Source organism: Halobaculum gomorrense, assembly GCF_900129775.1.
GTDB classification, from domain to species: domain Archaea; phylum Halobacteriota; class Halobacteria; order Halobacteriales; family Haloferacaceae; genus Halobaculum; species Halobaculum gomorrense.
Genome location: NZ_FQWV01000005.1, coordinates 167,207 through 189,375, shown reverse-complemented (window position 1 = coordinate 189,375; position 22,169 = coordinate 167,207). Strand labels below are relative to the sequence as shown.

24 protein-coding genes are annotated in these 22,169 nt (G+C 70.3%); 14 read left to right on the top strand and 10 right to left on the bottom strand.

All coding sequences use genetic code 11. The features are described from left to right. Positions 1 to 4: 4 nt before the first annotated feature. Positions 5 to 1,177 (bottom strand): aminotransferase class V-fold PLP-dependent enzyme, encoded by a 1,173-nt coding sequence (locus tag BUE16_RS10680; protein ID WP_073309625.1) that lies wholly within the window; start codon positions 1,175 to 1,177, stop codon positions 5 to 7. Positions 1,178 to 1,179: 2 nt separating this feature from the next. Beyond that, entirely contained in the window at positions 1,180 to 2,298 is a 1,119-nt protein-coding gene (locus BUE16_RS10675) for a pyridoxal phosphate-dependent aminotransferase (protein ID WP_073309450.1), read from the bottom strand. Positions 2,299 to 2,656: 358 nt separating this feature from the next. Here BUE16_RS10675 and BUE16_RS10670 point away from each other — a divergent pair, with 358 nt between their 5' ends. The 3 genes from BUE16_RS10670 to BUE16_RS10660 are packed head-to-tail and all read left to right on the top strand — an operon-like array spanning position 2,657 to position 5,313. Next, positions 2,657 to 3,724, top strand: a complete 1,068-nt coding sequence (locus tag BUE16_RS10670) for an ABC transporter substrate-binding protein (RefSeq protein ID WP_073309448.1) — start codon at positions 2,657 to 2,659, stop codon at positions 3,722 to 3,724. Positions 3,725 to 3,727: 3 nt separating this feature from the next. Continuing rightward, entirely contained in the window at positions 3,728 to 4,528 is an 801-nt protein-coding gene (locus BUE16_RS10665; protein WP_073309447.1) for an ABC transporter permease, read from the top strand. After that, complete coding sequence (locus tag BUE16_RS10660) at positions 4,525 to 5,313, top strand: ABC transporter ATP-binding protein (protein WP_073309623.1); 789 nt, start codon at positions 4,525 to 4,527, stop codon at positions 5,311 to 5,313. Before BUE16_RS10665 ends, BUE16_RS10660 begins: the two co-directional genes overlap by 4 nt. 50 nt (positions 5,314 to 5,363) lie before the next feature. Here the strand turns inward: BUE16_RS10660 and BUE16_RS17360 are convergent, their stop codons facing one another. From BUE16_RS17360 to BUE16_RS10650, 3 genes are all read right to left on the bottom strand, one after another. Beyond that, a complete protein-coding gene (locus tag BUE16_RS17360; protein WP_268762492.1) occupies positions 5,364 to 5,495 on the bottom strand; it encodes a hypothetical protein in 132 nt (43 codons plus the stop codon). A 2-nt stretch (positions 5,496 to 5,497) separates the two neighbouring features. Next, positions 5,498 to 6,175, bottom strand: coding sequence for a polysaccharide deacetylase family protein (locus BUE16_RS10655; RefSeq protein WP_234972384.1), 678 nt, complete (start codon positions 6,173 to 6,175; stop codon positions 5,498 to 5,500). Positions 6,176 to 6,253: 78 nt separating this feature from the next. Beyond that, positions 6,254 to 7,012, bottom strand: a complete 759-nt coding sequence (locus tag BUE16_RS10650) for a proteasome assembly chaperone family protein (protein WP_073309445.1) — start codon at positions 7,010 to 7,012, stop codon at positions 6,254 to 6,256. Between the two features lie 93 nt (positions 7,013 to 7,105). On the opposite strand from BUE16_RS10650, the gene BUE16_RS10645 reads away from it, so the two are divergent. Continuing rightward, entirely contained in the window at positions 7,106 to 8,047 is a 942-nt protein-coding gene (locus tag BUE16_RS10645) for an RsmB/NOP family class I SAM-dependent RNA methyltransferase (protein WP_073309443.1), read from the top strand. Next, positions 8,044 to 8,583, top strand: a complete 540-nt coding sequence (locus BUE16_RS10640; RefSeq protein ID WP_073309441.1) for a DUF7122 family protein — start codon at positions 8,044 to 8,046, stop codon at positions 8,581 to 8,583. The genes BUE16_RS10645 and BUE16_RS10640 overlap by 4 nt, the downstream gene beginning before the upstream one ends. A gap of 17 nt (positions 8,584 to 8,600) precedes the next feature. Here the strand turns inward: BUE16_RS10640 and BUE16_RS10635 are convergent, their stop codons facing one another. After that, positions 8,601 to 10,124 carry a DUF790 family protein gene (locus BUE16_RS10635; RefSeq protein ID WP_073309439.1) on the bottom strand — a complete coding sequence of 508 codons (1,524 nt, stop codon included), beginning with the start codon at positions 10,122 to 10,124 and terminating at the stop codon, positions 8,601 to 8,603. A gap of 133 nt (positions 10,125 to 10,257) precedes the next feature. Between BUE16_RS10635 and BUE16_RS10630 the strand changes: the two genes are divergently transcribed. After that, positions 10,258 to 10,671, top strand: a complete 414-nt coding sequence (locus BUE16_RS10630) for a hypothetical protein (RefSeq protein WP_073309437.1) — start codon at positions 10,258 to 10,260, stop codon at positions 10,669 to 10,671. Between the two features lie 60 nt (positions 10,672 to 10,731). Here the strand turns inward: BUE16_RS10630 and BUE16_RS10625 are convergent, their stop codons facing one another. Continuing rightward, positions 10,732 to 12,078 (bottom strand): DEAD/DEAH box helicase, encoded by a 1,347-nt coding sequence (locus BUE16_RS10625; protein WP_234972383.1) that lies wholly within the window; start codon positions 12,076 to 12,078, stop codon positions 10,732 to 10,734. 129 nt (positions 12,079 to 12,207) lie between these two features. On the opposite strand from BUE16_RS10625, the gene BUE16_RS10620 reads away from it, so the two are divergent. From BUE16_RS10620 to dnaJ, 5 genes are all read left to right on the top strand, one after another. Beyond that, positions 12,208 to 12,402 (top strand): hypothetical protein, encoded by a 195-nt coding sequence (locus tag BUE16_RS10620; RefSeq protein WP_073309434.1) that lies wholly within the window; start codon positions 12,208 to 12,210, stop codon positions 12,400 to 12,402. A 120-nt stretch (positions 12,403 to 12,522) separates the two neighbouring features. After that, on the top strand, positions 12,523 to 13,152 hold the full coding sequence (locus BUE16_RS10615) for a nucleotide exchange factor GrpE (RefSeq protein ID WP_073309432.1): 630 nt from the start codon (positions 12,523 to 12,525) through the stop codon (positions 13,150 to 13,152). Between the two features lie 60 nt (positions 13,153 to 13,212). Further along, the gene (locus tag BUE16_RS10610) at positions 13,213 to 13,914 is read left to right on the top strand and encodes a lipase family protein (protein WP_073309430.1); all 702 of its coding nucleotides are present in this window, start codon (positions 13,213 to 13,215) and stop codon (positions 13,912 to 13,914) included. 171 nt (positions 13,915 to 14,085) lie between these two features. After that, positions 14,086 to 15,999: a molecular chaperone DnaK gene (gene dnaK, locus BUE16_RS10605; protein WP_200778415.1), complete on the top strand. Its 1,914-nt coding sequence runs from the start codon at positions 14,086 to 14,088 to the stop codon at positions 15,997 to 15,999. A gap of 291 nt (positions 16,000 to 16,290) precedes the next feature. Continuing rightward, entirely contained in the window at positions 16,291 to 17,463 is a 1,173-nt protein-coding gene (gene dnaJ, locus BUE16_RS10600; protein WP_073309426.1) for a molecular chaperone DnaJ, read from the top strand. 63 nt (positions 17,464 to 17,526) lie between these two features. Here the strand turns inward: dnaJ and BUE16_RS10595 are convergent, their stop codons facing one another. Then, positions 17,527 to 18,066 carry a CBS domain-containing protein gene (locus BUE16_RS10595; protein WP_073309423.1) on the bottom strand — a complete coding sequence of 180 codons (540 nt, stop codon included), beginning with the start codon at positions 18,064 to 18,066 and terminating at the stop codon, positions 17,527 to 17,529. Between the two features lie 72 nt (positions 18,067 to 18,138). Next, entirely contained in the window at positions 18,139 to 18,501 is a 363-nt protein-coding gene (locus BUE16_RS10590) for a DUF555 domain-containing protein (RefSeq protein WP_073309421.1), read from the bottom strand. Between the two features lie 354 nt (positions 18,502 to 18,855). Here BUE16_RS10590 and BUE16_RS10585 point away from each other — a divergent pair, with 354 nt between their 5' ends. The 3 genes from BUE16_RS10585 (at position 18,856) to BUE16_RS10575 (ending at position 20,380) form a co-directional block, all read left to right on the top strand. Further along, the gene (locus BUE16_RS10585; RefSeq protein WP_073309419.1) at positions 18,856 to 19,059 is read left to right on the top strand and encodes a hypothetical protein; all 204 of its coding nucleotides are present in this window, start codon (positions 18,856 to 18,858) and stop codon (positions 19,057 to 19,059) included. 86 nt (positions 19,060 to 19,145) lie between these two features. Beyond that, positions 19,146 to 19,871 carry an archaeal proteasome endopeptidase complex subunit beta gene (psmB, locus tag BUE16_RS10580; RefSeq protein ID WP_073309417.1) on the top strand — a complete coding sequence of 242 codons (726 nt, stop codon included), beginning with the start codon at positions 19,146 to 19,148 and terminating at the stop codon, positions 19,869 to 19,871. Positions 19,872 to 19,963: 92 nt separating this feature from the next. Then, on the top strand, positions 19,964 to 20,380 hold the full coding sequence (locus tag BUE16_RS10575; protein WP_073309415.1) for a Rieske (2Fe-2S) protein: 417 nt from the start codon (positions 19,964 to 19,966) through the stop codon (positions 20,378 to 20,380). 118 nt (positions 20,381 to 20,498) lie between these two features. On the opposite strand, the gene BUE16_RS10570 is transcribed toward BUE16_RS10575, so the two are convergent. After that, complete coding sequence (locus tag BUE16_RS10570) at positions 20,499 to 22,073, bottom strand: hypothetical protein (RefSeq protein WP_073309413.1); 1,575 nt, start codon at positions 22,071 to 22,073, stop codon at positions 20,499 to 20,501. Positions 22,074 to 22,169 lie beyond the last annotated feature (96 nt).

Genomic DNA, 22,169 nt, shown 5'->3' with positions numbered 1-22,169 from the left:
GCGACTACGGCTCGGCGTTCAACGCCTCGGCGAGCCGATCCACCTCTTGCTTGGTATTGAACGCGTGCACGGACGCCCGAACCGCCTCGGGGTCCGGAAGGTCGCGGGTCACGATCCCGTCGTCGTGAAGTCGGTCGACGGTCCCCTCGGGGTCGGCCACGTCGACCGCCACGAGCCCGGATTCGGGGTCGGCAGGCGACAACAGCCGGTCGCTGTCGAGCCGGTCTGTCAGTCGATCCGCGAGATCGAGCACGCGCTCGTGGACGGCGTCGAGCCCGACGGACTCCATCGTCTCTATCGCCTCCCGGAGGCCGACGTGTGGCGCCAGCGACGCGGTTCCGCGCTCGAAGCGCGCGCCGCCGGGGTTCAGTTCGTACGCGTCGGCGCCGGGGTCGTCGACGCTCCGGTAGCTGATCTGCGCCGGATGCAGGTCTCCCTCGGCGGCCGGGTCGACGTACAACAGTCCGGCGCCCCACGGCCCGAGACACCACTTGTGCCCCGAGCAGGCGACGGCGTCGGCGCCCCACTCGGGCACAGACAGCGGGCGCTGCCCCGGCGACTGCACCGCGTCGACGAGAGAGAACGCGCCCGCGTCGTCGGCGATCTCGCACAGCTCCCGGACCGGAAGCCGGGTGCCGTAGTTCCACGACAGCGACGAGAAACACGCCAGCTCCGCGCCGGCGACGGCTTCGGCGAACTCGGCGGTGTCGATGCGCCCGTCCTCCGTCTCGACGACGCGGACCTCGACGCCGCGGCGGCGCGCGAGCCGCTCGAAGGGGAGGGTGCCCGCGGGGTGTTCGAGGTCGGTACGGACGACCACGTCGCCGGGCTCCCAGTCGAGCGCGGCGGCGACGGCGCTGACGCCGTCGGCGGTGCTCTCGGTGAGGCCGACCGTCTCGCTCGGCGCGTCGAGGAACGCGGCGAGTCGATCGCGGAGGCGCTCGTACTCGGCGAACGCGACCTCGTAGGGGTCCGACTCCGCGAGCACGTCCACCTTGTGGTACCCCTCCCACGCGGCCGACGCGTCGAGCACGCGCCCCGGCGACGGGCCGGTCGCGCCCGTGTTGAAGTAGGCGATGCGGTCGCACGCGGGGATCGCCTCACGCAGCGCGTCGGGCGAGTCGGGGCGGGCGCCGTGGTCGGCGTCGAGATCCGGGGTGAACCCGTGGTCCGACATCGTCACCGCACCGCTTCCGCCGCCTCGGCCATGATCTCGAGCGCCTCCTCGAGGTCGTCCTCCCCGGTGGCGTAGGAGATCCGCGCGTGGCCGGCGCCGTGCTCGCCGAACGCCTCGCCGGGGACGACGACGACGCCGCGCTCGATGCACTCGTCGACGAGCCCCTCGGGCACCCGCGGCATCGCGTAGAAGGCGCCCTGCGGGGTCGGGCAGTCGAGCCCGGCGTCCGCGAGGCCGTCGACCACGAGATCGCGCCGGCGCTCGTAGGCCGCGCGCATCTCGTCAACGACGCCCTGGGGCCCCGAGAGCGCGGCCTCGGCGGCGTACTGGGCGGGCGCGGACGCACAGGCCTGCACGTACTGGTGGACGCGCAGCATACGCTCGATGCGGTCGCTCGCGCCGGTGACCCACCCGAGGCGCCAGCCGGTCATCGAGTACGTCTTCGAGGCGGCGTTGACGACGACGACGTTGTCGCGCTCGTATTCGATCGGCGAGCGGTGTTCGCCGTCGAACACGAAGTGCTCGTACACTTCGTCGGAGACGCACAGCACGTCGTGCTCGCGGGCGATGCGGGCGAACTCCCGTACGTCCGCCTCCGAGGAGACGGTCCCCGTGGGGTTGCCGGGGGAGTTGACGACGAAGGCGGCGGTGTCGTCGGTGATGCGCTCTTCGATCGCCGCCGGGTCGATCGTCAGGTCCTCGCGCAGCGGGACCGGCACGGGCTCGCCGCCCGCGAGTTTCGTCAGGGCGTCGTAGGCGACGAACCCCGGATCCGGGATCAGGACCTCCTGGCCGGCGTCCACGTGCGCCTCCATCGCGAGGTGCAGCGCCTCGCTGCCGCCCGCGGTCGCGATCACGTCGCCGGGGGGCACGTCGACGCCTTGGTCGCGGGCGTGCTTCTCGGCGATCGCCTCGCGTAGCGCCTCGGTCCCCTTGTTGCCGGTGTACCCGTCGGTGTCGCCGGCCTCGATGGCGTCGATCGCAGCCCGTCCGGCGTGTTCGGGCGTCGGGAAGTCCGGCTGCCCGAGCCCGAGATTGATGGCGTCGTCGCCGGCGGCCTCGAACACCTCGCGGATGCCGCTGATGGAGATCCGCTCCACGCGATCGGAGAACGTCGTCATGTGGGAACGCGCGGCTGCGGCGGTGTTAGTCGTTTCCCCACGCGTCCGCGTCGTCGACGGGACCGCCCGCCTCGCGTTCTGCCGATAGGGACACGCACGCGCCCCGCAGCGAGTCCACGCGACGGGTATCGGCGTCATCGACCGCGCTCTCGCGCCTGCACGGTCGACCCTCGCCGGCGCTTCGACAATACAAGCAAATATTACTTTTTTCTGTGACACGCTGTCCCCGTGCGGTTGCCGCCGTAGCGGTCCACCGACCGCGTCTCAAGGCGTATCGCGCCGATCAGAATCGACTTCGACAGGAACGGAAGTTACCGGGGGCGCGGGGGGCAAGCGGGGCAGGGCCGTTCGAACAGGTATGACGAACCACGCACGCGCGGACGGACCCGCGACCGGTCCGAGCAGACGGTCGTATCTGAAGGGGCTGGGCACAGCGGGCGCCGCGGGGCTGACGGGCGCCGCCGGCTGCCTCGGCGGCGGCGGCGAGGGTGGCCCCGTAACGGTCGCCTACATGCCGATCTACCCGGACATGCAGTACTTCGTGATGCAGGAGGAGGGCTACTTCGACGAGATCGACCGCGAGGTCGAGGGCAAGCAGTTCCCGAGCGGCCCGGCGATCGTGAAGGCGTTCGCCTCCGGTGACATCGACGTGGCGATGTTCGGTATCGTCCCCGCGATGATCGTCATCGACCGGGGGATCCCCGCCGAGGTCGTCGCCGCCAACGTCGTCGAGCCGATGGCGATCATGGCCCACGAGGACTTCCACCCGCTGTGGGAGCAGAACGACCCGAAGGCCGCCTTCGAGCAGTGGAGGGCGGACACCGGCTCGACGTTCTCCTTCGGCACCTTCCCCGAGGGGTCCGTCCCCGACATCCTCCTGCGCTACTGGCTGATCGACGAACACGGACTGGAGCCGGGGACGGCCGCCGAGGTGCTGGGTCTGGGCGGCGCCTCAGCGGTGTTCCAGGGGCTCGCGAACGGCGAGATCGACGGGACGAGCATCATGGAGCCGGTGCCCACCCGCGTCGAGGCCGAGGGACTGCCGTACAGTCCGCTCGCGCTCGCCGGGGAGTTCATGCCCGGCCAGCCGGCGGCGGTGACGCTGATGAAAGACGAGGTCCGGAACACGGCGTTCGCCGAGCAGTTCGTCGAGCAGCACGTCCGCGCGACGGCGTTCACGAACGCGAACCCGGACGCCGCGGCCGAACACGCCAGCGCGGTCATCGGCGAGCAGAACCTCCCGGTGTCGATCGCGAAGCGGGCGATGGCCTCCCCGCTGTCGAACTTCATCTCGAACCCCCACGAGATCCGATCGGGGACGAAGGTGTTCGCGGAGTACGCCAAGCGACTGGGGAAGACGGACCAGCGACTGACGATGGATCAGGTGTTCGATTACGATCCGTACGACGCAGTCACGGGGAACTGACGGATGAGTGCGGACCTGGAGACCGAACTCGCCGACCGGTTCGATCCCCGCGAGGGAGGTGCCGGCGCCCGCCGCGCACTGCGCGGGCTCGCCGGCGTGGCGGCGTTCGTCCTCGTGTGGGCCGTCGCCGCGCGCTTCAACCCCGACTACGTGCTCCCAGGGCCGCTCGCGACGGGAGAGACATTCCTCACGGAGGTGCGGTCGGGGCGAGCGCTCGATGCGCTCGCGAGCAGCGTCCAGCACTGGCTGCTCGGGACGGTCGTCGGGACGACCCTGGGGGTCGGTCTGGGCGTCCTGCTCGGGTGGAGCGACGCCGCCGAGGACGGCGCCGCGCCGCTCGTGCGACTTCTCCGTCCGGTGCCGCCGCTCGCGTTGACCGGCTTCGGGATCGCGTGGTTCGGCATCAACCACGTCGGCGCGGCGTTCATCGTCGCCGCGGGCGCCTTCTGGATTAACTACTACGCGGCGTACGGCGGCGTGCGGTCGGTCTCCGACGACCTGCTCGACGTGGCGCGGTCGCTCGGCGTTCGCTCAGATCTCGGCTTGATCCGGAAGGTGGTGCTCCCGTCGGCCTCCCCGGAGATCCTCACGGGGGTGCGGACAGGCGTGGGGCGCTGCTGGATGCTCATCATCGCCGCCGAGACGATCGGCGTCGCCGGCGTCGGCAACCGGATCCTCACCGCGGCGTCGAACCTCGCGGTCGACGTGGTGATCGCGTACATCCTCGTGATGAGCCTCGTCTACCTCGTGCTCGACACGCTGTTTCAGGCCGCGGAAGACCGGATCCTGGGGTGGCGCGCGTGAGCGGACGCGACCACGACGGCGACGGGTCGCGGGCGACGCCCGCCCGGCGCGTCGCCGTGGACGGCGTCTCGAAGACGTACGCCGGCGACGACGGTCCCGTCCACGCGCTCGCGGACGTGTCGTTCGACGTGACCGACGGTGAGTTCGTCTGTATCGTCGGGCCCTCCGGCTGCGGGAAGACGACGCTGTTCCGAATCATCGCGGGGCTGGAGGAGGCGACCGACGGCGAGGTATCCCTCTCTGGCGACCCCGTCGACGGGCCGAGCCGGGACCTGGGGATCGTGTTTCAGGAGTACCACCTGTTCCCGTGGCGCACCGTCCGCGGCAATGTCGGCTTCGGGCTGGAACAGACCGACATGGACGAGTCGGAGCGGGCGGATCGCGTCGACGAGCTGATCGACCTCGTCGGACTCGACGGGTTCACGAACAGCTACCCGCCACAGCTGTCCGGCGGAATGAAACAGCGGGTCGCCCTGGCTCGCGCGCTCGCGGTCGACCCCGAACTCCTGTTGATGGACGAGCCGTTCGGCGCCGTCGACGCCCAGACGCGGGCGATGCTCCACGAGGAACTGCTGGAGGTGTGGGAGGCGACCCGAAAGACGGTGCTGTTCGTCACGCACGACGTGGAGGAAGCGGTGACGCTCGCCGATCGGGTCGTCGTCATGGCGGCCGACCCCGGACGGGTCCGAGAGGTCGTTGACGTGGGTCTAGACCGTCCCCGCGAGCGGACCGACCCCGGGTTCGCCGAGTACGTCGAGCGCATCCGCGGACTGATCGGCGAGTAGAATCCGGCTCCGTCGACTGCGCGGTCGGCGACCGCGTCGGCGGCGACCGCTCAGATCGCGTCGCCGGCTCGGGCGGCGACCTCGCGGACCTCGGCGAACGCAGCGCCGGCCTCCCGGGCGTGGTCGACGAACTTCCCCAACTTCGCCAGTCTGTCCTCGCGACCGATCACCTGCGGGTGCATCGTCAGGACGAACACGCCGTCGGCGGGCGCGTGGTCGAACTGCGCCGTCCAGTCGTCGAAGACGACCCGCTCGCCGGTGTAGCCGCGCTGTCCGGAGAACGCCAGCGGCGGGTAGTCGTCGCGCGCCCACGCACCGGCACCTCGACCAGGTCGACCGTCTCGCCGGGATCGTACGGCTCGTCGACGAGGGCCTCGTCCCGGCAGACGCGATAGGGCTCGAACTCGCGGGCCATCCCGGAGGAGGAGTAGTCGAAGCCGAGCTCCAGCAGGAGGTCGACGGTGTGCTCGGAGTAGTCCCACGACGGCGAGCGGTAGCCCGCCGGCGGCGACCCGGTGAGGTCCGCGATCGACGCGATCCCGCGCTCGATGTCAGCACGCTCGGCGGCCCTCGACTCGTAGTCGCCCGGCGGCGTGTGGCTCCAGCCGTGGTGGGCCACCTCGTGCGCGTCGGCGACGCGGGCGGCGACCTCGGGGAAACTGTCGATCGTGTGGCCAGGCGTGAACCACGTGGCCGGGAGGTCGCGCTCGGCGAGGAACGCGAGGACGTTCGGGACGCCGACTTCGGCGCCGTACAGCCCCCGTGAGCGGTTCGTCGGCGTGTTGCGGCCGCCGTCGTCCATGTGGATCCACGGCGAGACGGCGTCGAAGTCGAACGTGAGACAGACGGTGTCGGCAGGCACGGTCGAGCATCGCGGTCCGGATACCGAAGCGGTCCGCCCGGACGGCGGAGGGGGTGCGGACGCTGACCCCTCGGCCGGTCACTGGTACATCCGCAGCGCCTGCGCCTGCGTCACGTTCTCGTCCTGCGGGCGGATCTGCGCGGCGAGCTGCGCTTTCGCCTGCTGGATGCGTTCGGCTTGCTCGTCGAGCGTCTCGACGTCGACGTCGATCCCAGAGATTGGCTCGACGGCTCCCTCCAGCACCACGCGCGCCGCGGCCGGATCGGGGAACTGCGGGTCGACCGCGGCGATGAGGCCGACCGCCGCGAGGTCGGTTTCGAGCGCGTGCGCGAGCAGCGCACCGGTGGGTCCCGAGACGAGCCCCGCCGATTCCGGCTCCGGAACGCCGATCTCGTCCAACAGCGCCGCGCCGTCGCCGACCGAGACGCCGCACAGCGACGGGTGGGCGGACGCCTCCCCGTCTTCGTTCGCGTCTCCAGCGCGACCCATCCCGGCGATGTACAGCGGCACGACGCCCTCCTCGCGGAACCACCCTTCGATGCAGCCGGCGAACTCCTCGGCCGCGCTCGGCGAGATCGGCACGTCCGACTGGAGGACGAGCAGGTCCTCCGCGGGCGCAGCGTACAGCCTGACCGGAGTCGTGACAGCTCGGTCGCCATCGCCGTAGGCGGCCGCCGGCGGGAGCGCGTCGCAGTGGACGGTCGCGTACAGCTCCATGTCGAGCGTCTCGACGAGGTGATCGGCGACGATCTTCCCCACCAGCCCGACGCCTGGCAACCCCTCGATGAGCACCGGGTCGTCAAACTCGCGCTCGGAGACCACGTCGATGTGCGCCATACGGGTAGTGGTCCGCTTCACAGCATAAATCTTGGTCGCGGTGGCGCCGTGGGGGTCCGAAAGGGACAACCGCGGCGGCGCAGATTCGTGCGTATGAACGATGACGGCGGCGTGCTCGACCGGTACGCCTCGCTCGTCGACGACGAGGCGGCGCTGCGGGCCGCCTGCGAGCGGCCGCTCCCGTCGGTCGTACGCGTCAACACGCTCGCGGCCGACGCCGACCGCGTCGCCCGCGCGTTCGACGAGGAGGGGACCGACTACGAGCGCGTCGACTGGCACGACGGGCTGTTCCGCATGGCCAATCGCTCGCCCGGGACGACGTGGCCGTACGCCCACGGCTGGGTCCACGGGCAAGAGGAGGTGTCGTGTCTCCCCGCGATGGCGCTCGGTCACGAGCCCGGAATGCGCGTGTGGGACACCTGCGCTGCGCCGGGGAGCAAGACCACCCAACTCGCGGCGCTGATGGACGACTCGGGAGTCCTCGTCGGCAACGACACCAGCCTCGGTCGGCTGTCGGCGCTGCGGCACAACGCCGAGCGACTGGGCGTGACGAACCTCCTCGTCGACCAGCAGGACGCGCGAAACTACTCGCTCAACGGGTTCGACTTCGAGGAGTTCGACGCGACGCTCGTCGACGCGCCCTGTTCTTGTGAGGGGACGATCCGAAAGAATCCGGACGCGTTCGACACGTGGACGCTCGATCACGTCCACGAGGTCGCCGGCATCCAGAAGGGAATCCTCCGCCGCGCGGTGCAGGCGACGCGCCCAGGCGGCACGGTCGTCTACTCGACGTGCACCTTCGCCCCCGAGGAGAACGAGGCCGTGCTCGATCACGTGCTCCGGGAGGAGGACTGCCGGGTCGTCGAGTGGGACTGCCCGCTGGAGTCGGTCGACGGCGTGACCGAGTGGCACGGCGAGGAGTTCGACCCGAGCGTTGCGAAGGCGACGCGGATCTACCCCCACCACAACGACACGGGCGGGTTCTTCCTCGCGAAGCTCCGGGTGGGTGGGGAAGACGAGGGGGTGTCGGCATGAGCGACGGCGAGGGCGCCCCCGGCAACGACGGGAGTCAGTTCGACCGGCTGCCGGCGACCGCCGACGAACGCGAGGTCGAGGGGCGCGCGACCCGCGAGGAGGTGCTCGACTGGTGGGCCGAGCGCTTCGGACTCGCGCCGGAGACGTTCGCGAACCACACCTTCTGGGAGAAGGGGAAGGGGAAGATCTGGGTCTTCGCGGACGACCTTCCCAGCCCGCAGGAGCTCGAGGGCGTCGGGATGACCGTCCTGCGCACCCGCCAGGAGCACTGGAAGCCGACGACGACGGCCGTCCGGAAGTGGGGCCACCTCGCGACGGAGAACGTGATCGAGCTGTCGCCGGGGCAGGCGACGGCGTTCGCCGCGGGCCACGATCAGGAGCTCCCCGAGTGGGAGGGCGACTGGGGGTATCTGATCGCGACGCACGAACTCGCGGGCGATCAGGTGCCGATCGGCGTGGGACTGTACCTCTATGACGAACTTCGGTCGGTGGTGCCGAAGGGGTATCAAGAAGAACTCCCCGACCTCGGGGAGTAACGGAACCGATCGCCGCGCTACGGCGACTTCTCGCGGACCGTCCCGCCGCTCAACCCGTCCCACTCGACGCGGTAGCCGAGCGCCGACAGCGCCGCGCTCGCGTCGGTGACGCCCGCGTCGGCGAGGGCGTCTTCGGCCTCAGCGAACGCCATCCCGGCTTCGATCTCGTCGCCGACGCGGTCGAGCACGGCGGGCCGAACGAGCGTCGAGCCGACCCGCCGGTGCTCCGGGAACTCCACGTCGTCGAGCGCGTCCGTCGGAACACCGTGCTCGGCGGCCACGTCCGCGACCGCGACCGCGTCAGCCTCGGGGGCCACCTCCGCGGGGAGGTCGGCGGCCACCTCGGCGGCCAGATCCGCCTCGTACTCGCGGAGCACGTCGACCACGTCCTTCACGCGGACGGTCCCCGAGTAGGTGACGACGCGGTGGTCGCGGGCGGCGATCTCCTCGCCGACGCCGAGGCTCTCGTCGACGGCGACCACCAGCTCCACGTCCTCCACGTCCGCGAGCTGGGCGAGCTTCTTTTCGACGTACTCGGGCGTCCAGAAGCCCATGACCTCGAAGAAGACGCGGAAGTCGGCGTGGCGATACTCGAACGCAAAATCAGGAATCATCACGCTCGCCCCGACACGGAGGGGCTCGGGCTCCCTGGTGAGGTCCCAGTCGAGATCGAGCGCGCGAAAGCGGGCGGCGAAGTCGGCCTCGACGCCGGAGTCGAAGGCGGGCTCGGCGAGCGGCTCGACGCCCGGCACGGACACGTCGCCGTCGTCGAGTTCGAGCAGGTACTCGCGCCCGCGGTCGTCGATGTCCGCCGCCAGCGTCCACTCGTCGGCGGTCGCGGCGACGGTGCGCAGGAGTCGGGCGAAGGCGGTCCCGTAGCGTCGCGTCCGGCGGAACAGCGCGTCCGGACCGGTGATCACCACCTCGCGGTCCGTGGGGCCCCCGTCTTCTCGCACGCGGATCTCGTACAGGAGTCCGAGGCGCTTGGCGGCGGAGACGAGCGCCTTCGGGTCCGTCGACCGGACGCGCACCTCCGTCGCGTCGAACAGCGCCGTCTGCGCCAGCGAGAGGTCGTACTGGACGAGCAGCTCCTCGGGGTCCCAACGCGGATCGAACGCGGCGAGCACCCGATTCGCGTCGCGGTCGGCGTACAGCGACGAATCGATCTCCGAGGGATCGACCCCGAGGCGATCGCCCGCGCGATCGAGGACCGTCGCCCGCTCCTCGGCGCTCGCCGCGCCCACGGTCTCCGCAGCCTCGAAGGCGACACGACGGGCGCGCCGCGGGGGGAGCGGCGCGCGCGTCTCGAACGTCGCCTCCCGATCGAGCAGCGCGGCGAGCCCGCGGACGAGCTTGTAGTCGTCGGCCTCCCGTTCCAGCGCCTCCAGCGCGTCGTCGAGGTCGCTCCGTCGCTCGCCGACGTGGCCCTGGTAGACGCCGACCACGCGCGCGGCGAGGCGACGCGCGTCGGGGTCGCCGGCGACGAACTGCGGCCGGTAGCCGCCGCGGCGGCTGACGCGCAGGAGGTCTTTCGTGATCACGGGTCGTCGGCGGACGTACCGTCCGGGGCGGTAAAGCCGCGGCGGTGTTGCCACCCGGAACCGACCGACGGACCGACCTGACCGGACGCCGCGATGGGCAAGGCTCATACCGGATCCGCGAAACCGAGGAGATGTGAATCGCAGGCGCCTGCTCGCGACGGGGGCACGCCTCGCCGTCGCCAGCGGCGTCGCCGCGCTCGCCGGCTGCGCGGATCCGGCCGAGCCGTCCGGACCGTTGACGCCGCCGCGCTCGCCGGAGGCGACGGCGGGCGCCGGCGAGGGGCTCGTCGTCACCGACTTCGCCGACGTGGAGGGCGACGACGGCGACCTGCTCGTCCGCGTCACCGTCGAGAACCGCGGCGCCGAGCGGCGAACGGGGACCGTGATCGTCACCGCGAGCGTCACCGTCGAGGGGGAGGAATCCGAGGAGACGGTCTCCGAGGAGGTGACCGTCGCCTCGGGCGAGCGAACCGAGGTCACCGTCGCGACATCGCTGTCGTTCGACCGCTTCAGCCGGAACGGGTCGATGCGCGTCGAGATCGTCTGAGGCCGGGACCGGTTCGCGCCGGTTGGAAGCCCGCCGTCACCGACCCGTCGACCACGGCTCCTACCGCCGCCGTTGCGCGACCCGTTCTTCGGCCGTCTCGCTCGTCACGAGTTCGTACAGCGTCGCCGTCTTCGTCCCGTCGGCCCCGGGTCGGAGGATCCGACCGAGCCGCTGGGTGAACTCCCGCTCGGAGCCGCTGCCGGAGAGGATGACGCCGACGCTCGCCTCCGGCACGTCGACCCCCTCGTCGAGCACGTTCGCGGCGACGACCCGCGAGTACGTGCCGTCGCGGAACCGCGAGAGCGTCTCCCGTCGCTCGTCGGTCCCGGTCTCGGCCGTGATCGCCGGGATCAGGAACCGCTCCGAGATTCGGTAGACGAGGGCGGTGTGGGCGGTGAAGACGATGACGCGCTCGCCGCGGTGGCGGTCGAGGATGCGGGCGAGGCGGTCGAGTTTCGCGTCGGCGTTCATCATCACCTCGCGGGCGCGCTGTTTGGCGAGCAGCGCCTCGCGGGCGCGCGGGTCGGTCCCCGAGCGCTTGACGAGCTCCTGGTAGTCGGAGCCGGAGGTGAACCGGATGCCGGCGTCGCGGACGTAGTCGACGAAGGTGCCCTGCGCCGCCTCGTAGCGCTCGCGCTCGGCGGCGGTCAGCTCCACCTCGACCCGACGCACCTCGTACTCGGCGAGGTGCTCGCCCGCGAGGTCGTCGGGGTCCAGGTCGTAGACGACGGGGCCGACAAGCTCCGCGACCGCCTCGTGGGCGCCGTCGGGGCGCTCGAACGTCGCGGTCAGGCCCAGCCGGGCGGGCGCAGCGAACAGCCGCGCGATGTCGCGGTAGCCCTCGCCGCCGAGGTGGTGGACCTCGTCGAAGACGAGCAGGCCGAAGCGGTCGCCCAGCTCGTCGGCGCGGAGGTACGCCGAGTCGTACGTGGCGACGGTGAGCGCCTCGACGGTCTGCTCGCCGCCGCCGAGGCGACCGACCGGCGCGTCGAACGTGGCGGAGAGCTCGCGGTGCCACTGCTCCAGCAGGTCGACGGTCGGCACGACGACGAGCGCCGGCGTCGCCGCGGCGACAATCGCCGCCAGCGCGATCACGGTCTTCCCGCTTCCCGTCGGGAGTTCCAGGACGCCGCGCCGGTCGGACGCCTCCCAGGCGTCGAGCGCCTCGCGCTGGTACTCTCTGAGGACGTACCCGGAGTCGAGCGCCGGGAGCGCCGGAAGATCGAGCACGCGGTCGTCCACGTCGCGGCCGCGTTCGCGGAGCGCCTCGCGGATCTCCCGGTATCGGTGGGCCGGCGCCCGACCGGTCGCCGAGCGCGCGTCCGCCTCCATCCCGGGAAGCGATTCGGCGGGCGCGCCCGCGACCCGGACCGTCCCGTCCTCGTAGGTGAGCGTGACCGGCGGCACGCGCGGAGGTCGCGGCCGGCGGCAGATAAGTCCGCCGTCGACTGCTCCTCGGGTCGGCCCGCGGGCACCCGGCGCCACGGGACCCGGGCGCCCGCAAGCCACACAAGGTGGAACCCCGTAGCGACGGGTATGAGCGACGACACCGGCGGCGAGGAAACCGAACCGAACGGAGCCGAGCTGAACGAGGCGGTGGCCGCCTTCCTCGCGGGCGCCGACGACGTGTACGGCGAGTACGACCAAGGGTACATAGACGCCGACGCGGCGCTGTCGGTGCTGTCGAGTCGGATCGACGACCTTCGAGACGCCACCGAGAACACCGAGTAGAACCGGCAGGAGGCGCGAGGGGCGAACGCCGAGCGGGACGGCGCCGCCGACGGTCGGCGGTCGGCGCCGTCCACGCCCGGATCCGCAATCCGTATTTCCGCGCGACCGCTTCGGTGGGGTATGAGCGACGAGGCCGACGCCGGACACGACGACCCGGAGGACGCGACCGACGCCGCAGCCGACGCTGACGGCGGGAGCGCATCCGCGGAGTCGACCGAGCGCGACGGCGACGACGCGATCGCGACCGCGCTGGCCGACGAGGTGGCGCAGTACGACGACGCGCTGGCGAAGGAGGTGGCCGCGCTCGAACGCGAGGCCGTCGAGTCGGCCGAGCGCGTCGAGGAACTGGAGTCGAGCCTGCGGCGGACGAAGGCGGACTTCCAGAACTACAAGAAACGGGCCAAGAAGCGCCAGGAGCAAGAGAAGGCGCGCGCGACGGAGTCGCTCGTGACACGGCTGACCGAGGTCCGCGACAACCTCGTGCGCGCGCTGGACCAGGACGAGGACGCCGACATCCGTCCGGGCGTCGAGTCCACGCTGGAGACGTTCGACCGGGTCCTCGCCGACGAGAACGTCGACGTGATCGACCCGGAGCCCGGGCAGGAAGTCGACCCCGAGCGACACGAGGTGATGATGCGAGTCGACTCCGAGCACCCGGATGGCACCATCGCTGACGTGTACAAGCAGGGGTACGAAATGGCCGAGAAGGTGATCGAGGCGGCGCAGGTGACCGTCAGCGACGGCCAGTAGGCATCCCGCAGCGACGGTCCGGAGGCGTACCGTTTAGTCACCGCCGCGAGAGGCGCCGGTGTGAACGTCACCGTCCACGGTCCCGTCGACGGCGAGCCGCTGTGGTTCGTGATGGGGTGGGGGAACACACCCGACCAGCCTGCGGTCGGCTGGCTGCTCGACGCGCTCGCCGACGCCGGCTTCCGAACTCGCGCCGTCGAGATCCCGACGAACGTGCGGGACTTCGAGAGAGAGTATCTCGACCCGCTGGCCGCCGCAGTCGACGACGGGCCGGCCGCAGACCGCCTGCTCTCGCACAGCACCGGCGGGCTGATCGCCGCCCACGCAATCGAGGCGGACGTGCTACCCGAGCGGGCCGTCCACCTCAGTCCGTGGTGGGGCCTCCACCCGAGCCAGCGGATCCCGTTCTGCGTGCTCGGGGCGCTCCCGACGGGGCGGGCACTCGTCTCGGTGGAGCCGGATCGGGAGACGCTGGGCGAGCTCGCGGAGCCGAGCGCGCGCGAGCCGATCGGCCTGTCGCCGTCGTTCGCGCGCGAGGTCAGGCGCGCGCAGTCGTCGCTGCCGACCGCGCGCGACGGGGAAGTCGCCTTCTGCACGCTGACCGACGGTCTCGTCGGCACCGCCGCGATCGGCGAGCGCCTGCCGGCCGACCGGATCCGCCTGTACGACGGGGGCCACGAGTGCTTCGCGTCGCCGGGGCGGACGGCGATCGTCGCCGACGCGGTCGCCGCGCTGTGCGAGGGTCCGGGCGCACTGGAGTAGCCGGGTCCCACGACCGGTCCCCGCCGGGTCGACCCGCGGTTCGTGATAAGCGTTGTCACTCGACCGACTCCGTGATGCGACGAATCGCAATACAGCGTTGGGATCGGTGAAGACCGCGGTACGCTCTGTCTAGTAACGTTTAACGGACTCGCGGCGCTATTCGTGGCCAAGATGGCGACCAACAAGATCCTCGGGATCGACCTCGGGACCACGAACTCGGCGTTCGCGGTGATGGAGGGGGACGACCCAGAGATCATCGTGAACGGCGAGGGCGACCGAACGACGCCGTCCGTCGTCGCGTTCACCGACGACGGCGAGCGCCTCGTCGGCAAGCCCGCGAAGAACCAGGCCGTCCAGAACCCCGACCGCACGATCCAGTCGATCAAGCGGCACATGGGTGACGAGGGCTACACCGTCGAGATCGACGGGGAGGACTACACGCCCCAGGAGATCTCGGCGATGATCCTCCAGAAAATCAAGCGCGACGCCGAGGAGTATCTCGGCGACGACGTGGAGAAGGCGGTCATCACGGTCCCCGCGTACTTCAACGACAAGCAGCGCCAGGCGACGAAGGACGCCGGCGAGATCGCCGGCTTCGAGGTCGAACGGATCGTCAACGAGCCGACCGCCGCCTCGATGGCGTACGGCCTTGACGACGAGTCCGACCAGACTGTCATGGTGTACGACCTCGGGGGTGGCACCTTCGACGTGTCTGTGCTCGATCTGGGCGGCGGCGTCTACGAGGTCGTCGCCACCAACGGGGACAACGATCTCGGGGGCGACGACTGGGACGAGGCGATCATCGACCACCTCGCCGACGAGTTCGAGAACGACCACGGCATCGACCTCCGCGAGGACCGTCAGGCGCTCCAGCGGCTGAAGGACGCCGCCGAGGAGGCGAAGATCGAGCTCAGCTCCCGAAAGCAGGCGAGCGTCAACCTCCCGTTCATCACGGCGACCGACTCCGGTCCCGTCCACCTCGAAACCGAGATCACCCGCGCGACGTTCGAGAGCATCACCTCGGACCTCATCGAGCGCACGGTCGAGCCGACCAAGCAGGCGCTCTCGGACGCCGGCTACGACGCCGATGACATCGACGAGGTGATCCTCGTCGGCGGCTCGACCCGGATGCCGCAGGTCCAAGAGAAGGTCGAGGAGATCCTCGGCTCCGAGCCGAAAAAGAATGTCAACCCCGACGAGGCGGTCGCGCTGGGCGCGGCCATCCAGGGCGGCGTGCTCTCGGGCGACGTGGACGACCTCGTGCTGCTCGACGTGACGCCGCTGTCGCTCGGGATCGAGGTGAAGGGCGGCCTCTTTGAGCGGCTCATCGACAAGAACACGACCATCCCGACTGAGGAGTCGAAGATCTTCACGACCGCGGCGGCGAACCAGACCTCGGTGCAGGTGCGCGTCTTCCAGGGCGAGCGCGAGATCGCCGAGGAGAACGAGCTGCTCGGGGAGTTCCAGCTCACCGGCATTCCGCCAGCGCCCGCGGGAACACCCCAGATCGAGGTGTCGTTCAACATCGACGAGAACGGCATCGTGAACGTCGAGGCCGAGGACCAGGGCTCGGGCAACGCCGAGTCGATCACCATCGAGGGCGGCGCCGGCCTCTCCGACGAGGAGATCGAGCAGATGCAAGAGGAGGCCGAACAGCACGCCGAGGAGGACGAGGAACGTCGCCGCCGGATCGAGGCCCGCAACGAGGCCGAGAGCGCAGTCCAGCGCGCCGATACGCTCCTCGAGGAGAACGAGGAGGAGGTCGACGACGACCTCGAGTCGGACATCCGCGAGGAGATCGAGGCGCTTGAGGACGTGCTCGCCGACGAGGACGCCGAGACCGAGGAGATCGAGGACGCCACCGAGTCGCTCTCGGAGGCGCTCCAGGAGATCGGCAAGCAAATGTACCAGCAGCAGGCCCAGGCCGGGCCCGGTGGCGCGGGCGGCCCCGAGGGCGCCGCGGGCGCCGGTCCCGGCGGCATGGGCGGTCAGGGCCCCGGCGGCGCAGGCGCGGCCGCCGACGGCGACGACGAGGAGTACGTCGACGCCGACTTCGAGGACGTCGAGGACGAGGACGAGTCGTAGACTCGTCCCGTCCGAGGCCCGACGGACGAGCGAAGCGAGTCCTTCGTAGTTTCAGAAACCGAGCGAAGCGAGGTATCTGAAGTGGACGAGAACGGCGACGTGGACGCGTAAGCGTCCGAGGAGCGCGTTGCCGGAGCCAGCTGACCCCTTTTTCCGTTTCCACGCACGCTTTGAGGGCGCCAGTCCCGGCGGGCCCTCGCGGCGGCCCACGCCCCGCGCGACCCGTCCCGATCAGTCCTCCCGCGAGCCACGCGATTGAAATAGCACGAGCGACGAACGTACGACCAACGAATGAGCGAGGACTTCTACGACGTGCTCGGGGTCTCCCAAGACGCCTCCGAGGAGGAGATCAAACAGGCGTATCGACAGAAGGCCACGGAGTACCATCCGGACGTCAGCGACGCCGAGGACGCTGAGGAGAAGTTCAAGCAGGTCAAGAAGGCCAAGGAGGTCCTCACCGACGAAGAGAAGCGCCAGGCGTACGACCAGATGGGCCACGAGCAGTTCGAGCAGGCCGAGAAGCGCGGCGGCTTCGACGGCGGCCCCGGCGGAGCGGGTGCCGGCGGCATGGGGGGAGACCCCTTCGGCGGGATGGGGGGCGGCATGGGCGGCGGCGGCATGGGCGGCCTCGGCGACATCTTCGAGGAGTTCTTCGGCGGCGGGGGCGGCGGCCGCGGCGGCCCGCGCCCCGGGAAGGACCTCCGGACGAACCTCGACATCACCCTGCAGGAGGCCCACAACGGCGTCACCAAGCAGTTCTCCGTCGCGCGGCCGACCCGCTGTGAAGAGTGTGACGGGTCGGGACACCCCGAGGACGCCGACGTGCAGACGTGTCCGCAGTGCGACGGCCGCGGGCAGGTGACACAGGTGCAGCAGACGCCGCTCGGCCGCGTGCAACAGCGGGGCGCGTGTCCCCAGTGCGAGGGCGAGGGCGAACTGTACTCCGAGGACTGCGCCGTCTGCGACGGCTCGGGGATCACCCGCGAGGAGTCCACCCTCACCGTGGACGTGCCCGCGGGGATCCAAGACGGCCAGACGCTGCGGATGGACGGCGAGGGCGCCCCCGGCGAGCCCGGCGCCCGCGACGGCGACCTCCTCATCGAAGTGCGCGTCGAGGGCGACGACCGCTTCGAGCGCGACGGCGCCGACCTCCACCTCACCGAGCCGGTCTCGTTCCCGCAGGCCGTCTTCGGCGACACGGTGCAACTGGAGACGCTCGACGGCAGCGTCGAGTTCGAGGTGCCCGCGGGCACCCAAAGCGGCGAGACGTTCCGCCTGAAGGGGAAGGGGATGCCCCGGCTGCGCCGCCGCGGCAACGGCGACCTCTACGTGCAGGTGCAGGTCGTCACCCCCGACGACCTCACGAGCGAGCAGCGCGAGGCGCTCAAGGAGTTCGCGGAGGCCGGCGGCGAAGAGATCGATGTGAGCGAGGGCTTCTTCGAGAAGATCAAGAACTCGCTATAACGGTCGAACGCGCCCGCAAGGGGGAGCGCACGACCGCACCGACGGCTCGTGTTCGGGACCCGCTCAGGACAGCTGCGCCGCCAGGTCCGCCTCGGTGATGATCCCGACGGCGTCGCCACCGTCGGTGACGACGACCGCCTTGTAATGCTCCAGGAGATTCCGGATCTCGTCGACGGTGGCGCCCGGACTCACCGGCGGGAACGACTCCGACATGACCTCGCTGACCGGGAGATCCGCGGCGTCCTCGCCGGCCTGATTCACGTCCGAGAAGGAGATCGAGCCGACGGGAGTTCCGTTTTGGATCACCGGAAGCTGGGAGTACGCCTCCTCTTCCATCAGGTCGACGGCGTGGCGCACGGAGTCGTCTGGCGCGACGCTGATCACCGACTCGTGCATGATGTCGCGGGCGCGAACCACGTCGCCCTCGACCTCGTCGAGCGCCTCGACGATGCGCCGGAGCGTCGACAGTCGCGGGTCCACGTCCCCGCCCTCGATGCGGGCGATGAGCGGCTGCGACACGTCTGCGCGTTCGGCGAGCGCGCTCTGGGTCAGATCGAGCGAGGTCCGCCGCTCGCGCAGGTCCTGCGGCGTCGGGAGTTCCATACCCGAGTGATTACCCGAGGTAATTAAAAAGCGTTCGGTCGCGGGCCGGGGACGTTCACCCGTCGTCGCGGCCTACTCGTCCTCGTCGTCCGCCTCGGTCTCGATCACGTCGATCACGTCGAGCGGCACGTCGCGGAGGGCGCCGCCGATCTCGCTTTTGGCGATGCGGGTGGCGTGCTCCTCGCTGTCGGCGTTGAAGACTTCGATCTCCAGCATCAGTCCGACGAGCGCGGTCGACGCGGCGATGAACGCCGAGTCGAACGGCTCCCCGCAGGCCGGACACGGCGTCGCGCCGACCTCCACGTCGACGAACTCCTTGTTCGCCTCGTTGAGTCGCCCGCCCGCTTCGCTGACCGCCACGCCGATCGCGTCGTCGATCGCTTCCACGTCTCGCACCAACCAGGCCGCCTCGAGCGCGACGAGATAGTTGCTCACAGCACACCTCCCCGGCGTGCGGACAATAACCCGTTGGTTCGGCGCGCGCGCGTCGTCGGTGACCGACTCCGTCTCATTACGGCCGCTCAGTAGCCGCGCGAGTCGGTTCACTGTTTCCATTTCCGCGCTCGACGCCGACGGGATGGGAACGCGCACCGAACCTGCGGGTTCGCCATAGGTTATGAGCAACCCGTGCGTCAATCCGTCGAAACGTCCGACTCTCAGCGGCGGGAACCGGACGACGATCCTCGGTCCCCTGGTCGACGGGAGAACCGCATGACAGCGACCAGATCGGCGTTCCCGAGCGAGCCGACACGCTTATCAGTGGGGACGGCTCCACCAGGTGATACCGGTATGACTCACGCCGTCCGAGCCGCCCACCGCGCTGGCGTTCACGCGCTCCACCACCTGACCGTGCTCACGGGGATCCTCGCGTTCCCGCTCGTCCTCCTCACCCGCAAGGTCGGAGTGCGACTCCCGATGGGAGCGATGGTCTCCCGCATTCACGACGCCTACGAGGCAGTTGTCGACGCCGCAGGGGAGTCCGCCGACGAGTAGCGGTCGCCGAGACCGGGAGATGGCGTCGCGTCGGCTGAGTTCCTCAAAGGGTGCATTTATCAGCGGCGCCGCCCAATCGATGTGTAATGCGACCATCTAGTGACCTCGCGGACCTCGACGCCATCGGCGGCGACGAAACCGTGTTCGGGCCGGAACTCGGGGAGTTCCCCAACGCCGACGAGCGCCGCGCACAGGCGACCGGCGAAGGCGAGATGAAGACCGGAACCACGACCGTCGGCCTGCGAACGGAGGACGGCGTCGTGCTCGCGACCGACATGCGTGCCTCGCTGGGTCGCATGGTCTCCTCGAAGGACGTGCAGAAGGTCGAGCAGATCCACCCGACGGGCGCGCTCACCATCGCGGGCTCGGTCTCGGCGGCGCAGAACCTCATCCAGACGCTGAAGGCCGAGACGAACCTCTACGAGACCCGCCGCGGCAAAGACATGAGCATGCAGGCGCTGTCGACGCTCACCGGCAACCTCCTGCGCTCGGGCGCGTTCTTCATCGTCCAGCCCATCCTCGGCGGCATCGACGACGAGGGCGCCCACATCTACTCCATCGACGCCGCCGGCGGCATGACCGAGGAGGAGTACACCGTCACCGGCTCCGGCTCGCAGTTCGCGCTCGGCGTGCTCGAACAGGAGTACGACGAAGGCATGTCCATCGAGGACGCGAAGCGCGTCGCCGCCCGCGCGATCAAGTCCGCCGTCGAGCGCGACACCGCCTCCGGCAACGGGATCAATATGTGCGTCGTAACCGACGAGGGCGTCGAGATCACGAAGCACAAGGAGATCGGCGAACTCACCGCCTAAGCGCTCCCTTCTTTGCGACTCCGATCCGCCGCTCTGCCCCCGAAGCGACGGGGTACCGACGTTTTTGCACCCCGGCAGCGAACGCCCGATCGATGGCCCCCGGCGCGCGGATCACGTCGATCGACGAGGTACCGGAGCGCGGCTCGCACCTGTTCACCGTCAGCGACCTCCACGGCACCGACCGCGAGGTGATCCTGGTCCGGTGTGACGAGAAGCCCGGCGTCCGCGCGTGGGTCAACGTCTGCCCCCACGAGTACCATCGGCTCGACCGGGGCCGCGGCGCGGCGATGCGGGACGGGGAGATCATCCGTCCGAAGCACGGGTCGATGTTCGACGCCTGCGCGGGCGACTGCGACAACGGCGAGGCTGCGGGGACGACACTGACCGCCGTCGAGATCGCCGTCGACGACGGCGACGTGTGTCTCACAGACAAGCGAAACACCTACCGACACGAGGGAGGCCGAGACGACGAGGACGGCCCGAATTCGACCACTCACATCGGCTGTTGACTCGCGGGCGTCCGAGGAGTGGACAACTCGATGAGGGGACGACCCGACGGCGTGGCGGCGTCCGCACGGCGTTCCGGCCGGGACCGCCCGGTGATCCTGAAGCGTGCCGGTCGCCGCGCTATTCGACGATCCAGTCGGCGAACGTCCCCTCGAACAGCGTCTCCCGCTGGCGCTCCACGTACGTCCGCTGCATCGCGCCAACCGCCTCGGCGAAGTCGGCGCCGTCGTCGAGACGCTCGCGGACCCGGCGACGTTTCCACGCGGCGGGCGTGAGTCTCGTCCTCGCGCGCCAGCGGAGCGGGTCGAGGTACGACTCCGCCTCGGCTTCCGAGAGGCCGACATCCTCGAGTCCGGCCTCGGCGTGCGACAGCAGGTCCCCGAAGATCGCGTCGGCGTCGGTCGTCTCGACGCCGTCAGTCGTGATCCACGAGAGGTCGGCGTCGATGCCGTCGCGAACCGCCGCGTAGAAGTTGTCGCGGGCGGTCTCCCAGTCGAGGTCGTACACCGGGTGGCGTCGCCGGGGCAGGCTCTCCAGCAAGCCGGCGAACGCCGCCAGGAACGCGAACGAATCGTGGACGGTCGGCTGTGCGGGGATCGGCCGGAACTCGATTCGCGCGTTCGCCGCCGACCGGGTAGCGCCGTCGAAGACGGGACGCACCCACCGCCAGTAGGTGCCGTGCTTGCGGCGCAGCGTCGCGAACGCGTCGTCGAAGCGGTCGCCGTCGGTCGCCGGCATCGGCACGATTGTCGGGTCGGCGGCGACGCGGTCGACCGCCTCTTCGACACTGTCGAGATCCTCGGGGAATGCCACCTTCTCGGCGCCCTCCTCGTTGAGGACGGACTCGAAGACGGCGACGCGGTTCTCGTGCCAGCCGTCCGCCAGGATCGCCTCCGCGCTCGCGTCGTCGGCGTACAGGTCCAGGGGGAAGAACGGAGCGTTGACGCCGAGCGCGAGCAGCGGGCCCGCGACCCGGAGCGCGAGGGTGTGATAGCGGGGGATGTCCTCCGCGCTGGCGACCTGGTAGTGGGGCTGGATGGAGGTGATCAGGCTCTCGGGCATCACCGTATCCGCCGCCAAGTCGACGTGCGGGGCGTCGACGGCGAACGTCCCCGGACCGGGACCGTTGGCCATCGCGTGATAGCGGACGGCGTCGCTCATGTTGGTCGCGATGCGGACGCCGTCGTCTTCGATGGAGTCGGCGAGGTACTCGCGGGCGGTCTCGCCGACCGGCGGGACGGTCCACATCGCGTCCGAGACGAGGCGCATTCCCTCAGCGTCGGTGGTCTCCTGAGCGGCCTGCAGGCGCGCGCGGACCTCCGCGACCTGCGCGCGCACGCCGGCGGCGTTGAGCGGCTGCGGGCTGGTCGTCATCTCCGCGTTGTGCAGGCCTAACTCCTTCTCGAAGCCGATGAGTTCGAGCAGGCGACGAGGAACCCTGCTGAGGTGCGGCACGTCGCCGGCGGCGCCGTCGGTCCGCTCCCAGTCGCGGTCTCTCCCACGCCAGCGACCCTCCGAGACCGCGTAGAACTCGTATTCGAGTCCGATGATCGACTGGTGATTGTCGAACGTGCCGTCGCGAAGCTCCGCTTTCACCGTCTCCGCGTCGGCCTCCGCCCGCCGGCGGAACTCCTCGGGGTCCGTTTCCAACACGCCCCGGATCCGCGCGGCCAGATCCCGGTCGGCGTCAGTCATGTCCCCCGATGGTCCCGCGGCACTCTTCAAGCCGTCGGGCACTCGTTCGCGCCTATCGGAATCGAGAACCAAGATTTATAAATATATTCAGGGATC

Bases quoted from the DNA above. Each gene is read 5' to 3' on its own strand.
- BUE16_RS10680 (WP_073309625.1), bottom strand. From the start codon at position 1,177: ATGTCGGACCACGGGTTCACCCCGGATCTCGACGCCGACCACGGCGCC.
- BUE16_RS10675 (WP_073309450.1), bottom strand. From the start codon at position 2,298: ATGACGACGTTCTCCGATCGCGTGGAGCGGATCTCCATCAGCGGCATC.
- BUE16_RS10670 (WP_073309448.1), top strand. From the start codon at position 2,657: ATGACGAACCACGCACGCGCGGACGGACCCGCGACCGGTCCGAGCAGA.
- BUE16_RS10665 (WP_073309447.1), top strand. From the start codon at position 3,728: ATGAGTGCGGACCTGGAGACCGAACTCGCCGACCGGTTCGATCCCCGC.
- BUE16_RS17360 (WP_268762492.1), bottom strand. From the start codon at position 5,495: ATGCACCCGCAGGTGATCGGTCGCGAGGACAGACTGGCGAAGTTGGGG.
- BUE16_RS10650 (WP_073309445.1), bottom strand. From the start codon at position 7,012: ATGGCGCACATCGACGTGGTCTCCGAGCGCGAGTTTGACGACCCGGTG.
- BUE16_RS10645 (WP_073309443.1), top strand. From the start codon at position 7,106: ATGAACGATGACGGCGGCGTGCTCGACCGGTACGCCTCGCTCGTCGAC.
- BUE16_RS10640 (WP_073309441.1), top strand. From the start codon at position 8,044: ATGAGCGACGGCGAGGGCGCCCCCGGCAACGACGGGAGTCAGTTCGAC.
- BUE16_RS10620 (WP_073309434.1), top strand. From the start codon at position 12,208: ATGAGCGACGACACCGGCGGCGAGGAAACCGAACCGAACGGAGCCGAG.
- BUE16_RS10615 (WP_073309432.1), top strand. From the start codon at position 12,523: ATGAGCGACGAGGCCGACGCCGGACACGACGACCCGGAGGACGCGACC.
- dnaK (WP_200778415.1), top strand. From the start codon at position 14,086: ATGGCGACCAACAAGATCCTCGGGATCGACCTCGGGACCACGAACTCG.
- dnaJ (WP_073309426.1), top strand. From the start codon at position 16,291: ATGAGCGAGGACTTCTACGACGTGCTCGGGGTCTCCCAAGACGCCTCC.
- BUE16_RS10595 (WP_073309423.1), bottom strand. From the start codon at position 18,066: ATGGAACTCCCGACGCCGCAGGACCTGCGCGAGCGGCGGACCTCGCTC.
- BUE16_RS10585 (WP_073309419.1), top strand. From the start codon at position 18,856: ATGACTCACGCCGTCCGAGCCGCCCACCGCGCTGGCGTTCACGCGCTC.
- psmB (WP_073309417.1), top strand. From the start codon at position 19,146: ATGCGACCATCTAGTGACCTCGCGGACCTCGACGCCATCGGCGGCGAC.
- BUE16_RS10575 (WP_073309415.1), top strand. From the start codon at position 19,964: ATGGCCCCCGGCGCGCGGATCACGTCGATCGACGAGGTACCGGAGCGC.
- BUE16_RS10570 (WP_073309413.1), bottom strand. From the start codon at position 22,073: ATGACTGACGCCGACCGGGATCTGGCCGCGCGGATCCGGGGCGTGTTG.